A 15685-nucleotide genomic window follows, 5' to 3' on the forward strand; every position below is an offset into this window, starting at 1 on the left:
CGAAATGCAGTTTGGAATTTGTTTCAAAGGCTTCATGAAGCCGGAAAGACAGCGCGCCATCGTCCGCCAGGCGGAAAATGGCGGTTTTGAATATTGCTGGTTCTACGACAGCCATATTCTCTGGCGCGAAAGCTTCGTGGCGATGGCCATGTGCATGGAGCACACCACGACCATGCGTTTCGGACCCTGCGTCACCAACCCCAATACGCGCGACTGGTCGCACGCCGCCAGCCTGTTCGGTTCGCTGGCCATGCAGTCGAACGGCCGTTTCGACATCGGTCTCGGTCGCGGCGACAGCGCAGTGCGCGTCATGGGCAAGAAGCCGGCGCCGCTGTCGCGACTGGAGGAGTTCACCCATGTCGTCAAGGCGCTGGTGCGCGGCGACGAAGCCCAGTACGGCGAATGTCCCGAGCCGGTGAAGTTCCCCTGGGCCTGGGGTTACGATCTGCCGGTCTGGGTGGCGGCTTACGGACCGAAGGCGCTGAGTTCCGCCGGCCGGGTCGGCGACGGCCTGATTCTGCAGATCGCTGATCCGGGCATCTGCAAATGGCTCGGCGACCAGGCGATCGCCGCCGGCAAGGAAGCCGGACGCGACATGTCGAATTACGGAATCATGGCCGCGGCCCCGGCCTATACGGGACCGATCGAGAAAGGTCGCGAAGCCACCAAGTGGTTCCCCGCCATGGTCGGCAACCACGTCGCCGATATCGTCGAGAAATACGGCTCCGACACGGATCTGGTCCCGGCTAGCCTGACGTCCTATATCGAGAACCGCCGCGGCTACGACTATTCCAAGCATGGCCAGAGCGACAATCCTTATCTCGACTTCATAACCGACGAAATCGTCGACAGCTTCGCTGTTCTTGGCGAGCCGGACGACCACATCGCCAAGCTCAAGGAACTGGAAGCCGCCGGCATCACCCAGTTCAACATCTATCTCGACAATGGCGACGAGGAACGCATCATCGCTGACTACGCCGAGAAAATCATCCCGGCGTTCCAGTAGGGCAATGGCGAAGGCAGGCGGCCACGCCTGCCTTTGATCCTACCTTTTGGGCGCAACGAGCGAGAAGGCGGCTCCTTGCGGATCCATGCAGTTGACGATCCACGAGCCGCCCGGAACCTCCATCGGTCCGTTCAGGATCGCTCCGCCGCCCGCGGTGACGCGATCTGCAGCGGCGTCCAGCGTATCGACGCAGAAATAGTAGCCCCATGCCGGCGCCGGCATGTCCGGCGTCTTCGTCATCATGCCGCCAATGTCTTTTCCGTCATGGGCAAAAAGCTGGTAGACGCCCATCTCGCCCATGTCCATCGCCTCGCCCTTCGTCCAGCCGAACATTGTCGCATAGAAGTCGAACGCCTCCGGGCCGTCGCCGGCGTAAAGCTCGGTCCATCCGACAGCGCCCTGCTCCGTCTCTTTCGGCATATCGGGAAGCGGTCCTTCCGGCATGTTCGGCCTGAAGAGATAGATTACGGCGCCGTGCGGGTCGGCGACCATGGCGAAGCGGCCGATATCGGGAATATCCGTTCCGGGCATGTGGATGGTTCCGCCATTATCCGCGAAGAGCGCCGCCTTGGCGTCGACGTCGTCGACGGCGACATAGCCGAACCACGCCGGCCGGGCGCCGCCGTCCCGCATTTCCTGCGTCAATCCCAGCATGCCGGCGGTCGGCATTTCGTAGCCGGGTATGGAGAACGTCGTATAGTCGCCGCCAGTCGGCGTCTGCCCCATCGGCTTCGCCTGCCAGCCGATGACGTCCGTGTAGAAACGCGTCGCCGCCTCGGTATTCGTCGTCATCAACTCGTACCAGACGAATGATCCCTCCATGGAACTCTCCTTCGCTCCTGTCCGCGCCCCGTGGCGGCTCTGCTAAAAAGGTTGATATCAACATAAAAAGATTATGTCAAACGGAAGGACGGGGACTGTATATCCATGGTTTCGAAAGATGTTGCCTTGAAATCAACCCGATTTCCTGCTGCTGTTGAAATATTGTTACAGGACGTATGGAGGATTTTATGAGCGGGCAGCCAATTGTTTCCCGAAGCCGGATTTTGCGTTTCTTCCGCAACCGGCGATCGCCGATGCTGGCGCTGGCGGCTGTTCTCCTGGTCCTGACGCCCGTGGGCGCTACGAGCGCCTTCGGCGCCGATGAGCGCCGGATCGAGACCTTTGAGAACCAGGATTTCTTCGGTCACGACCTGCGCACCGAACGCGACGTGACGCTGGAAGAGTGCAAGTCCGTTTGTCTGGCTGACGGACGCTGCAAGGCTTTCACCTACAACACCAACGCAGGATGGTGTTTCCTGAAGTCCGATTTCAGTCAGGCGCAGTCCTTCGATGGCGCTGTTTCCGGCCGGGTGGTGACTGTGGCCGCGGAACCCGATATCGGGCCGGCCGCTGTCCTTTCCTTCCTGCCCGAGGGCTATGTTCAGGAGGCGAGCCGCTTTCGCGCCACGCTGCCGCGCAGCGACGCCGGTTTTGCACGACTTGTCGCCGCCGCTCAGCGTCAGATGCAGGCCCGCGACTATCAGCCCGCGATCGCAAACCTGAAAGCGGCGTTGTCGCATCAGCCGGACTCGATTTCGAGCTGGCTCGATCTCGCGCGGGCGGCCGCGGACAAGTTGAATCTCGACGGCTCCAATGACTGGCAGCTCAAGCAGACGGCGACGGCGGCCGCGCTGAACGCCTATCAGTTGACGCGCACGGCGACGGAGCGCGCGCAGGCGCTCGATTTGTTGGCCAAGGCCCTGGAAAACCGCGAACAGTATCGCGCGGCCCTGGAATCCTACAAGGAGAGCCTGGCGCTGGTCGATTCGCAGCAGGTGCTTGCCGATTTTCAGGATCTGAAAGCCCGCAAGGGGTTCCGGGTCGTCGAACACGTCGTCGAGGCTGATGGCCGAACCGGGCGAATCTGTGTGCGGCTCTCGGATCCTCTCGTCAAATCCGGCGTCGATTACGCCTCCTTCGTCACCGTTGACGGTCAGTCCGCAGCAGCGATCAACGCAAGCGGCAACGAAGTCTGCGTCGAAGGCCTGGAGCATGGCCGCGAATACCGCCTCACCCTGCGGCCCGGCTTGCCCGCCGCTGTCGGCGAGGTGCTTGAGCGCCCGATTGTCATCAACGCCTATGTCCGTGACCGTGCGCCTTCGGTGCGCTTTACAGGCGACAGCTTCGTGCTGCCGAATTCGGCCCGTCACGGCATTCCCGTCGTCAGCGTCAATACATCCGAAGTGGAGATCCGGCTTTACAGGATCGGCGATCGGTCCCTGGCGTCGCTTTTGTCCGGATCGCAGTTCCTGCGGCAGCTCGACGCCTATGACGCCTCCGGCATACGCGACGATCTTGGTGAACAGGTCTGGGAAGGGACGCTTGACGTCAGCCCGGAGCTGAACGCGGAGGTCATCACCGGCTTTCCGGTCGACGAGGCTTTGCCGGAGCGGCGCCCCGGCGTCTACGTCATGACGGCAACGGCCAAGGATGCGCAACTCGACAACTGGTCGGACCGGGCGACGCAATGGTTCGTGGTCTCCGATATCGGACTGTCGACCTATACGGGCGCGGACGGAATGTCGGTCTTCGCGCGGTCCCTGGCGACCGCCGAACCATCGGCGGGCGTCACCCTGCAACTGCTTGCCCGCAACAACGAGGTGCTGGGCGAAGCGGTCACTGACGATCAGGGAAGGGCGCATTTCCCCTCCGGTTACGTGCGCGGACAGGCGGGGCTGGCGCCTGCCGTCCTGACTGCCGCGGACGGCAGTGAAGACTTTGTCTTTCTCGATTTGACGCGCGCCGGATTCGATCTTTCGGATCGCGGCGTCACCGGCCGTCCGTCGCCCGGGCCGATCGATCTTTATGCGTGGACGGAACGCGGCATCTATCGCGCCGGTGAGACTGTCCACCTGGCGGCGCTGGCCCGTGACGACACGGCCGCCACAATCGGCGACCTGCCGCTGACATTCATCGTGACGCGTCCGGACGGCAAGGAGTCGCAACGTATTGTGGAGACCGGCGGCCAGGCGGGCGGATACGAACTGGATCTTGATCTTCCTCAAAACGCCATGCACGGCGCCTGGACGGTGGGTATCCATTCCGACCCCGATGGACCTGCGCTTTCCGAAAAAATGTTCCTGGTCGAGGATTTCCGACCCGACAGGATCGAATTCGATCTCGACGCGCCTGCAGCGCCGATTGAGCCAGGCGGACTGGCGGAAGTCGGCGTCGACGGCCGTTATCTCTATGGCGCGCCAGCCTCCGGTCTGGCGCTCGAGGCAGATCTGAAGGTCAGGTCGGTTCGTGAACGCGCCGATGCGCCGGGTTTCATGTTCGGCCTCGCAGAAGAAGACGACATATCTGCGCAGATTCCGGTCAATCAGCCGGCGCCGCTCGATGCGCAAGGGCAGGGAACGGTGGACATTGCCTTGTCCGGGCTTCCTGCAACGACGCGTCCGCTCGTCGCAGATCTGACCGTAAGGATGCGCGAAAGCGGCGGCCGGGCGGTCGAGCGCAACGCCTCGATGCCGGTTGCGCCAGCCGATGTCATGATTGGCGTGCGTCCGCAGTTCGCGAACGGTAAGCTTGCTGAAAACACCGTCGCCGGCTTTCAGGTCGCCGCATTCGCTCCCGATGGCGTCCGGCAGGCGCTTGGCGACGTGTCATGGTCGCTCAAGCGGATAGAGCGACACTATCAATGGTATTCGGCGGGCGGGCGATGGCGCTACGAACCGGTCGAGTTCACGAAGGATGTCGACAATGGCCGAATTGCGCTGTCAGCGGATGCGGTGTCGGAAATTTCCGTTCCGGTCGGCTGGGGCCGTTACCGGCTCGATCTGGAAACGGACGACGCCATGGGCCCTGCGACCAGCGTCGAGTTCACTGCCGGCTGGTATGTCAGCGCCGCCTCCACCGAAACGCCGGACGGGCTGGAAATCGCGCTCGACGGGGAAAGCTACGAGCCGGGCCAGACGGCGAAGCTCAATATTTCGCCGCGCTTTGCGGGCGTCGCTTTGATCACGGTCGCCAATGATCGCATGCGCGAAGTCCTGACGGCGTCGGTTCCGGCCGACGGCGCGGTGGTCGATCTGCCGGTCGGCGACGACTGGGGCGCCGGCGCCTATGTGACTGTCACCCTCTTCCGCCCGGGCGAAGATGTCGAAACACGATTGCCGTCTCGCGCGATCGGAGTGAAGTGGCTGACGATCGATCCGGGCGACCGGGTTCTCGACGTCGCTCTTGATATTCCGGACATGATTCGACCCGACCAGACGCTCAGCGTCCCGGTGAAGATTTCAGGCGCCGGCGCGGGCGAGGCCCGGTTTACACTGGCGGCTGTCGATGTCGGCATCCTCAATCTTACGGCTTACGAGCCGCCGGACCCTGAGGCGTGGTATTTCGGCCAGCGCCGTCTCGGCATCGAGATCAGGGATCTGTTCGGCCGGCTCATTGATGGCTCCCAGGGCGTGATGGGCGCCATTCGCACGGGCGGCGACGGGCCGGGCATGGTGCAACAGGGCAGCCCGCCAAAGCAGAAGCTGGTCTCGCTTTTCTCAGGTATTGTCGAGACCGACGAGAACGGAGAGGCGAAGGTCGATTTCACCATCCCTCAATTCAACGGCACGCTGAAGCTGATGGCGGTCGCGTGGACTGCCGCCGGCGTTGGCCAGGCGAACAGGGAACTGATCGTCCGCGATCCGGTTGTCATTACCACCAGCCTGCCGAAATTCCTGGCTCCGGAGGACGTCTCGGAATTGCGGATCGATCTCGCCAACACGGACGGCCCCGCGGGTCCGTACACGATTTTGGTTGATGTCGGCGAGGCGATCGAACTCGACACAACAGAACTGCCCGAGACCATTGAATTGGCGCAAGGCGAAAAGACGACGCTGATCGCCGGTCTGAAAGCGGTTCGTCCGGGCGTCTCCGATATCGTCGTGCATCTGAGCGGGCCTGACGGGTTGAACCTGGTGCATGAAGAGCAGCTTGGGGTGCGGCCGGGCGTGCTGCCCGTGACGACGCGCATGGAGTTGCCGCTTGCCGCCAATGGCGGTTCGGCGGTCATCGACAGCGAATTGCTCGCGGCAAGTTACCTGCAGGGCGCGACAGTGACCATCGACGTGTCCGGTTCCGGGATCGATGTGCCCGCGCTTCTCATGTCGCTGGATCGGTACCCCTATGGCTGCGCGGAGCAGACCACCAGCCGCGCCCTGCCGCTTCTCTATCTGAGCGAACTTGATGCGCCAGAATCATTGTTGCGCGACGAAGGCGTGCGCGAGCGCGTTGAGAAAGCCATCGCCCGCGTTCTTTCCTATCAGTCGGCGGGAGGAAGTTTCGGCCTCTGGGGCCCTGGCGGGGGAGACCTGTGGCTCGATTCCTATGTCTCGGATTTCCTGACGCGCGCGGTCGAAACCGGATATGACGTGCCGGATCAGGCCATGCGCCTGTCGCTCGACAATCTCCAGAACCGGCTCTCCTACACCAACGATCTGGAAGACGACGGCGACTCGATCGCCTATGCGCTCTATGTGCTGGCCCGCAACAAGCGCGCTTCGGCTGGCGACCTGCGCTACTACGCCGACACCCGCATTGGCGATTTCAGTTCGGCCATGGCCCGGGCGCAGATCGCTGCGGCGCTTTCCATCTATGGCGATGTGGAACGGTCGGCGAGAGCGTTCGATTCGGCATGGTTCCTGGCCTCTGGCGTCGAACAGGCGAGCCGTCAGACTTCCTGGTACGCTTCGCCGCTTCGGGATGACGCGGCAATGCTGGCGCTCGCCGGTGAAAGTCGGCCCGCCCCGGCGGAAATCGGAGACATGATCAAGCTCGTATCGGACGGTCAGAGGCGCAAGCCCGCCCAGTCCACGCAGGAGCAGGCCTGGATGCTGCTTGCAGCCCGCGCCGTTCAGGAAACCAACGCCGATCTGTCTCTGGAGGTCGATGGCGTCGCCCATGGAGGCAGTTATCGCGCAGAAATCGACGGCGAGGAGCTGGCGGTCAATCCGGTGCGGATCAAAAATACCGGGACCGAACCTGTCAATGCGGTGGTGACGGCTGTAGCAGCGCCGGTCCAGCCGCCATCAGCGTCCGGCAATGGTTACAAAATTGAGCGTGGTTACTACGATCTTGAAGGCCAACCGGTCAGCATTGATCAGGTGGAGCAAAACCAGCGTTTCGTCGCTGTGATCACCGTCGCCAAGGACAATCCGCTGCCGGCCCAGATCATCGTGACGGATCTGCTTCCGGCGGGACTGGAAATCGACAATCCAAGGCTTGTCGACAGCGCGCAACTCAGCGGCTTCTCCTGGCTCGGAGAAACCAAGGCGGCGCATACGGAGTTCCGCGACGATCGTTTCGCAGCCGCCTTTGAGACCGGATATAAAGCCGGCGAAGTATTCAGGATGGCCTATGTCGTGCGCGCCGTCTCGCCTGGCCTCTACACCCATCCGGCGGCTCAGGTGGAGGACATGTACCGGCCGGAGTATTCCGCCCGCACGGCGACGCGGTGGATGGAGGTCAAGGGCGCTGGCCAATGAGACCGGGCAGGCTCATACGCTGGACCGGTTTCGCAAGCGCTTGCGCGCTTGCTCTGGCGCTTCTCGCCTGGCCGGCGGCGATCTGGCTGGACAAAACCTACCCGCCGCCGCTCGCCGGCTTTGATCGACTGTCGCCCGCGGTTACGGATCGCGACGGCCGCCTGCTCAGGGCCTTTGTCAATCCGGACGGGCGCTGGCGGTTGCCGGTTACTCTCTCCGAAGTCGATCCCGATTTCATCGATCTTCTGATTTCCTATGAGGACCGGCGTTTCTACCGTCATCCGGGGATCGATCTTCTCGCCATGGGTCGCGCGCTTTGGCAGATGGCGCTGCACCGACGGATTGTCTCGGGCGGATCGACCATCACCATGCAGACGGCGCGCCTGCTCGAGCCGCGGCCGGACAGGACCGTCGGCGCGAAGATCCTGCAGATGGCGCGGGCGTTGCAGCTCGAGAAACGCCTTTCCAAGACCGAGATTCTGCAGCTCTACCTGACGCTGGCGCCCTATGGCGGCAATCTGGAAGGCGTGCGATCCGCGTCGCTTTCCTATTTCTCGAAAGAGCCGGCCGGCCTGTCGCTTGAGGAAATGGCGCTGCTTGTCGCGTTGCCGCAATCGCCTGAAACACGACGCCCGGACCGCTTTCCCGAGCGTGCGCGCGACGCCAGTCTGAGGGTCATCGAGAGGGCCGCCATGACCGGACTGATCGCCGAAGGCGAGCGCGATCGGGTGGCCGGTCTGCAATACAGGGCGCGCAAACATCCGCTGCCGGCGCTTGCGCCGCATCTTACCCGTCGCGCATTGCAGGGCGCGCCTGACAAGGTTCGCATATCGACAAGTCTCGTACGGCCGGTGCAACAGCGGCTCCAGAGCCTTGCCGCCGGCGCGGCCAAACGCATTGGCCCGAATATCTCGGTCGCGATCGTCATGGCCGACAGCCGCGACGGATCCGTGCTGGCGGAAGTCGGCTCCGCCGATATTTTCGATGCAAGCCGCGACGGCTGGATCGACATGACGACTGCTGTGCGGTCGCCCGGATCGACCTTGAAACCCTTCATCTACGGTCTGGCGTTTCAGGAAGGTCTCGTCATGCCGGAAACGGTCATTGCCGACAGGCCGGCCGATTTCAGCGGCTATCGCCCGCAGAATTTCGACATGACATTCCAGGGCGACGTCACGGTTCGCAGGGCGCTGCAAATGTCGCTGAACGTGCCCGCGGTGCGCCTGCTCGAAGGCGTCGGGCCGCAGCGGCTAACGGCAATGATGCGTCGCGCCGGCGCCGCCTACAGTTTCAGCGGAGAGGAGGCGCCAGGCCTTTCGGTCGGTCTCGGTGGTCTCGGCATGAGCCTGAAGGATCTTGTGCAGCTCTATTGCGGACTTGCGGTCGCGCCCGGCCGTGCTCTGCAGCCGCTGGATAATGGCGTTGACCCCGTGCAGCCGGGCTCCGGAAACGGTCCCCTCATGGAAGCGCCGGCGATCTGGCATGTCACCGATATTCTGCGCGAACTGGCGCCGCCGGCCGGTTCCGCCAATGTCGATATCGCTTACAAAACGGGCACCAGTTACGGCTATCGCGACGCCTGGGCGATCGGCTATGACGGTCGTTACGTGATCGGCGTCTGGGTCGGCCGGCCCGACAATGGCGCAGTGCCCGGATTGACCGGCTTCACTGCCGCCGCTCCCGTTCTCTTCGACGCCTTTGTCAGGTCAGGCGTCGATCATGCCGCTTTCACGCCGGCGCCGGCCGGCGCGGTGCATCTGGCGCGCCAGGAATTGCCGCCGGCCATGCGGTTCTATCGCGGCGCCGGCGAAGCGGCGGCTTCGAGGGGCGCGGTAGAGACGGCTCCGCACATCGCCTATCCGCCAGCCGGCGCCCGTATTGCGCTCAGTCAGGGTCGGCGGGCCTACAGTCCTCTGATCGTCAAGTTGCAGGGCGGACGCCCGCCGTTCCGCTGGCTCGCAAATGGCCGCCCGCTTGACGAGCCGGGTCGGCGACGAGATCTGACCTGGATGCCTGACGGACCGGGCAGCGCGAACATCCTGGTCATCGACGCAGCAGGACGCACGGCGCGGGTCGATGTCTTCGTGGAGTGATTTGGCGGCGGGTTGGCGCTCAGAACAAAGCGTGAATTCGCAGCTGCATTTTTACGCTGAATGTGCTATACCAACTGTGTCGCGCAGGGCTTGAAATTCGCGCGGTTCACGACGACCAAACCCGAAAATCACGGATTCCCGAAACAAAGCCAGATTGAGTTTTGACTGTGATTTGCCGGAATCCCGAAACAAAGCCAGATTGGATTTTAGCCCCGGTTTGTCGAAATCCCGAAACAAAGCCAGAATGTTCCTCCAGGTCGCTGTCGCACCGGAAAAATATTGTAAATACATGATTTTATTACTAAATTTTTGAAGTCAACAGGCAGGCGTCAGTTGAACACCGCGTTGTAAACGTCCTCGTCCATATGACCGTCCGGCGTCATGCCGTTGCGGGCCTGGTACATGCGGATGACTTCGCGCATGGGCAAGTTCACGCGGCCGTCGGTCCGCGGCACCGGATAGCCCATCTTCTTCAGTTCATGCTGAAGGGCGACCCGCTCTTCCTTGTTGAGCGGCCGCTCGACGTTCCAGGTTCCGCTGAAGGAAGGCGTCCGGTCGGCGATCCGGTCGGCGAGATGCGCGACCGCCAGGGCATAGGCGTCGGAGAAATTGTATTCCTTGATGACGAAGAAATTGTCGGTCACCAGAAAGGCGAGGCCTTCGACGCCGCTTGGAAAGAACAGCGTCGCGTCGCCCTTCGACGGCAGGGGCTTGCCGTCCGTGCGCGCGACGCCGCGCCGGGTCCAGCCAGCAAAACTGTCGTCCGCCTTTGTCAGGTCGATGTTCTTCGGCAGCGTCACCTGATAGCCCCAGGGCGCGCCGGGCTTCCAGCCTTTCTGCTTGAGGTAGTTGGCTGCCGAGGCCAGCGCATCCGCCTCGCTGGACCACAGATCGCGCTTGCCGTCTCCGGAATGGTCGACCGCGTATTCGATGAAGCTGGACGGCATGAACTGGGTCTGGCCGACCGCGCCGGCCCAGGACCCGCGCATCTGGCTTCGGCTCATTTTCTCGGTCTGCAGGACAAGGAGGGCGTTGACGAATTCCTTCTCGAAGAGCTCCCTGCGATAGCCGGCGTAGGCGAGCGACGCGATGGACCTGAGCGTATCGCTCTTTCCGATGTAGCCGCCATAATTCGTTTCCATGCCCCAGATGGAAACGAGCACGTAGCGGTCGACGCCATATTTGCGTTCAATGCTATCCAGCGTGCGCTGATACTTTTTGGCCTTTGCGCGGCCATTGTTGATCTGGCCCGACGTGACGCGCTTGTCGAGATACTGCCCGATCGACCGTTTGAATTCCGGCTGCGACTTGGTCAGGCCGACGAGCTTGCCGTCATACGTCATGCCTTTGGTGGCGGCGTGGAACGTGTCCCAGCTCACGCCAGCGGCGGCCGCGGCCGGATAGAGCGATTCGACATAATTTTCGAATTTCGGTTTCGCCGCGGCGATGTCGAAGACAGTCAGCGTGGTCGCGAGAACAGTCAAAGCATGAAGAAGCAGACGCAATTTTATCATGGGATGAGAATAGCAGAAGCAGTCGCGTCCCGATAGCGTCAGGATAAGGATCCATGAAGAGAAACAACTGGATTTGCTTGGAACCGTAGCCTACCTGTCATTTTAACCGGACAGTAAAATATGAGATTAGATTGTTGTCCAGACTGGTAGTTCGCATCGCCTGGGCCCAGTATTGCGCCGGCGGGCTGGAATGAAACACAAGCAAGTGAATAATGACATCACCTAGACTCGCTACCCTCACGGAATTCACGGCGCAGCTACCTGATATCGAGACGGTCAACGAGGTGATCGCTGGCCTCGACGCGGTTATGAACGCCTTCGATATCCGATTTTATGTCATCGTTCGGCATCCGGCGTTTTCACGCGATCTCATCGGTCAGGTTCTAGCCGGCCGCTGGCCCGATGGATGGCCGGAACGGTATCTCTCCAGAAACTATGTGCTTGTTGATCCTATCGTCCGCTACATGGGCCGGTCGCAGGTCGGCTTCAACTGGGCGGATGCGATCCTCGCCTACCATTCCGACCCGGACTACAGCCGGATGCAGAGAATGATGCTCGACGCGTTCAAGCACGGACTTGAGGGCGGATACGCCTTTCCCGTACACGGCCGGGGCGGTCTGGTCGGCAATATAAGCCTCAGTGGTCGGGCGGCGGAACTCAAAACGAGTGAACTGCAAGCATTCGACACGTTGGCGAAATACGCCTTCTGGCGCCTGCAGGAACTGGCGGGATCAGACGAGGGAACGCCGTCCTACACCGATCCGCATCTCACCGTGCGGGAAAAGCAGATCCTGGCCTTTCTCGGCGAAGGTCTGACTTCCAACGAGATCGCGTCGGAACTGGAATTGTCTCGGCATACGGTGGACTGGCATACGGGCTCGCTGCAGGAAAAACTGCAGGCGAAGAACCGCCACCACACGATTGCGATCGCATTTCGCCTCGGGCTTATTTCCTGATATTACAGGGCAAATTTGCCCAGCGAAAAATATTGCGACGCAAAAATTTCTTGACTTTACCTACCGTGTCCGTGGCTTAATGGTCGATGCGCCACAAGGCGCGGTTATGTCTGGATACGGAGCAGTCCTCTTGCCGATTTCGAAAATTCTCGTCGCCAACCGCTCGGAAATTGCCATCCGCGTCTTCCGCGCCGCCAACGAGCTGGAACTGCAAACCGTGGCTGTGTGGGCGGAAGAGGACAAACTCGCGCTCCACCGGTTCAAGGCCGATGAGTCCTACCAGGTAGGGCGCGGTCCGCATCTCGAGATGAATCTGGGGCCGATCGAAAGCTATTTGTCGATCGAGGAAATGATTCGCGTCGCCAGGCTTTCCGGCGCCGACGCAATCCATCCAGGCTACGGACTTCTGTCCGAAAGTCCGGAATTCGCCGAAGCATGCGCCGAGGCCGACATCGTCTTTATCGGTCCGACGCCGGACACCATGCGTCGCCTGGGCAACAAGGTGGCCGCCCGCAATCTCGCCATGGAGGTCGGCGTGCCGGTGGTTCCGGCGACGGACCCGTTGCCCGACGACATGGACGAAATCGCCCGCATGGCCGAGGAGATCGGCTATCCCGTCATGTTGAAAGCGTCCTGGGGCGGCGGCGGGCGCGGCATGCGGGCCATTCGATCGGCCGACGATCTCGCCCGCGAGGTCACGGAAGCCAAGCGGGAGGCGAAGGCGGCGTTCGGAAAGGACGAGGTCTATCTGGAAAAACTGGTCGAGCGGGCGCGCCATGTCGAAGTGCAGTTGCTTGGCGACACCCACGGCAACGTCGTGCATCTCTTCGAGCGCGACTGTTCGATCCAGCGGCGCAACCAGAAGGTCGTGGAGCGCGCGCCGGCGCCCTATCTCACCGATGAGCAGCGCAGTGAAATAGCCGGATACGCAATCGCGATCGGCAAGGCGACCGACTATATCGGCGCCGGCACGGTCGAGTTCCTGATGGATTCGGACACCGGGGCCTTCTACTTCATTGAAGTCAATCCACGCATCCAGGTCGAACACACGGTGACGGAAGAAGTCACCGGCATCGACATCGTCAAGGCGCAGATTCACATTCTTGATGGTTTCGCCATTGGCTCCGAGGGCTCCGGCGTTCCCGCGCAGGACGATATCAAGCTCAACGGAAACGCCCTGCAGTGCCGGATCACGACCGAGGACCCGGAACAGAATTTCATTCCGGACTATGGCCGGATCACCGCCTATCGCGGCGCGACCGGGTTCGGCATCAGGCTCGACGGCGGAACCGCCTATTCCGGCGCGGTGATCACCCGCTTCTACGATCCCCTCCTGGAAAAGGTCACCGCTTGGGCGCCGACGCCGGAAGAGGCGATCAGTCGCATGGATCGTGCTCTCAGGGAGTTCCGTATCCGCGGGGTGGCTACAAATCTGACCTTCCTTGAAGCCATCATCGCCCACCCGAAATTTCGCGACAACAGCTATACGACGAAGTTTATCGACACGACGCCGGAACTTTTCGAGCATGTGGGCCGGCGAGATCGCGCGACGCGGCTTCTCACCTATATCGCCGACGTCACGGTCAACGGACATCCCGAAGCGCGCGGTCGCGCAACGCCGCCGGAAACCGCGCCGCCGCAGGTTCCCTTCGCCGACGGCGAGGTTCCGGACGGAACCAAGCAGAAACTCGACGCGCTCGGTCCGGAAAAATTCGCTGAATGGATGCGGGCGCAAAATCGCATCCTGATGACCGACACCACCATGCGGGACGGCCACCAGTCGTTGCTGGCGACGCGCATGCGCACCTACGACATCGCCCGCATCGCCGGAACCTATGCGCGATCCCTGCCGGAACTGTTTTCGCTCGAATGCTGGGGCGGAGCGACCTTCGACGTATCGATGCGGTTTCTGACCGAGGATCCCTGGGAACGGCTGGAACTCATTCGCGAAGGCGCGCCCAATATCCTTCTGCAGATGCTTCTGCGCGGCGCCAATGGCGTCGGCTACACCAACTATCCGGACAACGTTGTCAGGCATTTCGTACGCCAGGCTGCAACCGCCGGCATAGATCTCTTCCGCGTATTCGACTGCCTGAACTGGGTGGAGAATATGCGCGTGGCGATGGACGCGGTGTGCGAGGAGGACAAGCTCTGCGAGGCGGCGATCTGCTACACGGGAGACATCCTGAGTTCGGCGCGGCCGAAATACGACATCAAATACTATGTAAATCTTGCCCGGGAACTCGCGGATGCGGGCGCGCATATAATCGCCGTCAAGGATATGGCCGGGCTACTGAAGCCGGCCGCTGCAGCGCCGCTCTTCAAAGCGCTGCGGGAAGCGACAGACCTTCCGATCCACTTCCATACACATGATACATCCGGCATCTCGGCCGCTACGGTTCTCGCTGCCGTCGAGGCCGGCGTGGACGCCGTCGATGCGGCGATGGACGCCCTGTCCGGCAACACGTCACAACCCTGTCTTGGCTCGATCGTCGAAGCATTGCGCGGCACGGAACGCGATCCGGGACTCGATCCGGAATGGATACGGCGCATTTCCTTCTACTGGGAATCGGTGCGCTCGCAGTACGCCGCCTTCGAAAGCGATCTGAAAGGACCGGCCTCGGAGGTCTACCTGCACGAGATGCCGGGTGGACAGTTCACCAATCTGAAGGAACAGGCGCGCTCGCTCGGCCTCGAAACACGCTGGCACGAAGTGGCCCAGGCCTACGCGGACGCCAACCGGATGTTCGGCGACATCGTCAAGGTGACGCCGTCGTCCAAGGTTGTCGGCGACATGGCGCTGATGATGGTGTCACAGGATCTTTCCGTCGCGAATGTCGAAGATCCGGCGCGCGACGTGTCGTTCCCCGATTCTGTTGTTTCCATGATGCGCGGCGACCTCGGGCAACCGCCTGGCGGTTGGCCGGAGGCCTTGCAGAAGAAAATACTGAAATCGGACAAACCCTACACGGAACGTCCCGGTTCGCTGCTCGAGGATGCTGATCTCGATGCGGAGCGCAAGACGGTCGAGGATCTCGTCGAGCGCGAGGTCAGCGAATACGAACTGTCATCCTACCTCATGTATCCGAAGGTGTTCACCGACTACGCGCACGCGCGCAAGACCTACGGACCTGTGTCCATCCTTCCGACGCCGACATATTTCTACGGTCTGCCGGCCGGTGAGGAGATGTTTGTTGACCTCGAAAAAGGCAAAACCCTTGTGGTTCGCAATCTTGCGATCGGGGAGCCGAATGAGAAGGGCATGGTCACTGTGTTCTTTGAACTTAACGGTCAGCCGCGTCGTATCCTCGTTCCCGACCGCGTCCACGGCGCTGCGGCCTCGGCGCAACGCCGAAAGGTCGATCCGACCAACGAGGCCCATGTCGGCGCGCCGATGCCCGGCGTCGTCTCCTCGGTGGCTGTGACCGCAGGTCAGGAGGTCAAGGCCGGCGACGTGCTCCTTTCCATCGAAGCGATGAAGATGGAAACCGCGCTCCATGCGGAGCGTGACGGCGCAGTGCAGGAGGTTCTGGTAGCCTCCGGCGACCAGATCGACGCCAAGGATTTGCTGATCGTCTACGCCTCGGCCGAGTAG

General features: G+C 61.9%; 7 protein-coding genes. 5 read left to right on the forward strand and 2 right to left on the reverse strand.

Features of this window, described 5'->3' with window-relative positions; translation table 11 throughout:
• The first annotated feature begins 4 nt into the window (after positions 1 to 4).
• On the forward strand, positions 5 to 1006 hold the full coding sequence (locus K1W69_RS25410) for a TIGR03842 family LLM class F420-dependent oxidoreductase (protein ID WP_220231292.1): 1002 nt from the start codon (positions 5 to 7) through the stop codon (positions 1004 to 1006).
• A gap of 39 nt (positions 1007 to 1045) precedes the next feature.
• On the opposite strand, the gene K1W69_RS25415 is transcribed toward K1W69_RS25410, so the two are convergent.
• The gene (locus K1W69_RS25415) at positions 1046 to 1828 is read right to left on the reverse strand and encodes a VOC family protein (protein WP_220231293.1); all 783 of its coding nucleotides are present in this window, start codon (positions 1826 to 1828) and stop codon (positions 1046 to 1048) included.
• A gap of 254 nt (positions 1829 to 2082) precedes the next feature.
• On the opposite strand from K1W69_RS25415, the gene K1W69_RS25420 reads away from it, so the two are divergent.
• Positions 2083 to 7527, forward strand: coding sequence for an MG2 domain-containing protein (locus tag K1W69_RS25420; RefSeq protein ID WP_220231405.1), 5445 nt, complete (start codon positions 2083 to 2085; stop codon positions 7525 to 7527).
• Positions 7524 to 9620 carry a penicillin-binding protein 1C gene (gene pbpC / locus K1W69_RS25425; RefSeq protein ID WP_220231294.1) on the forward strand — a complete coding sequence of 699 codons (2097 nt, stop codon included), beginning with the start codon at positions 7524 to 7526 and terminating at the stop codon, positions 9618 to 9620. The genes K1W69_RS25420 and pbpC overlap by 4 nt, the downstream gene beginning before the upstream one ends.
• Positions 9621 to 9949: 329 nt before the next feature.
• Here pbpC and K1W69_RS25430 read toward each other — a convergent pair whose 3' ends face one another.
• The gene (locus K1W69_RS25430; protein WP_220231295.1) at positions 9950 to 11125 is read right to left on the reverse strand and encodes a lytic murein transglycosylase; all 1176 of its coding nucleotides are present in this window, start codon (positions 11123 to 11125) and stop codon (positions 9950 to 9952) included.
• A gap of 221 nt (positions 11126 to 11346) precedes the next feature.
• On the opposite strand from K1W69_RS25430, the gene K1W69_RS25435 reads away from it, so the two are divergent.
• Entirely contained in the window at positions 11347 to 12090 is a 744-nt protein-coding gene (locus K1W69_RS25435) for a helix-turn-helix transcriptional regulator (RefSeq protein WP_220231296.1), read from the forward strand.
• A 130-nt stretch (positions 12091 to 12220) separates the two neighbouring features.
• Complete coding sequence (pyc, locus tag K1W69_RS25440) at positions 12221 to 15685, forward strand: pyruvate carboxylase (protein WP_220231297.1); 3465 nt, start codon at positions 12221 to 12223, stop codon at positions 15683 to 15685.

Source organism: Flavimaribacter sediminis (assembly GCF_019492055.1).
Taxonomy (GTDB): Bacteria; Pseudomonadota; Alphaproteobacteria; order Rhizobiales; family Rhizobiaceae; genus Flavimaribacter; species Flavimaribacter sediminis.

Coding starts and splice junctions, on each gene's coding strand:
- K1W69_RS25410 (WP_220231292.1), top strand. CDS start 5: ATGCAGTTTGGAATTTGTTTCAAAGGCTTCATGAAGCCGGAAAGACAG.
- K1W69_RS25415 (WP_220231293.1), bottom strand. CDS start 1,828: ATGGAGGGATCATTCGTCTGGTACGAGTTGATGACGACGAATACCGAG.
- K1W69_RS25420 (WP_220231405.1), top strand. CDS start 2,083: ATGCTGGCGCTGGCGGCTGTTCTCCTGGTCCTGACGCCCGTGGGCGCT.
- pbpC (WP_220231294.1), top strand. CDS start 7,524: ATGAGACCGGGCAGGCTCATACGCTGGACCGGTTTCGCAAGCGCTTGC.
- K1W69_RS25435 (WP_220231296.1), top strand. CDS start 11,347: ATGACATCACCTAGACTCGCTACCCTCACGGAATTCACGGCGCAGCTA.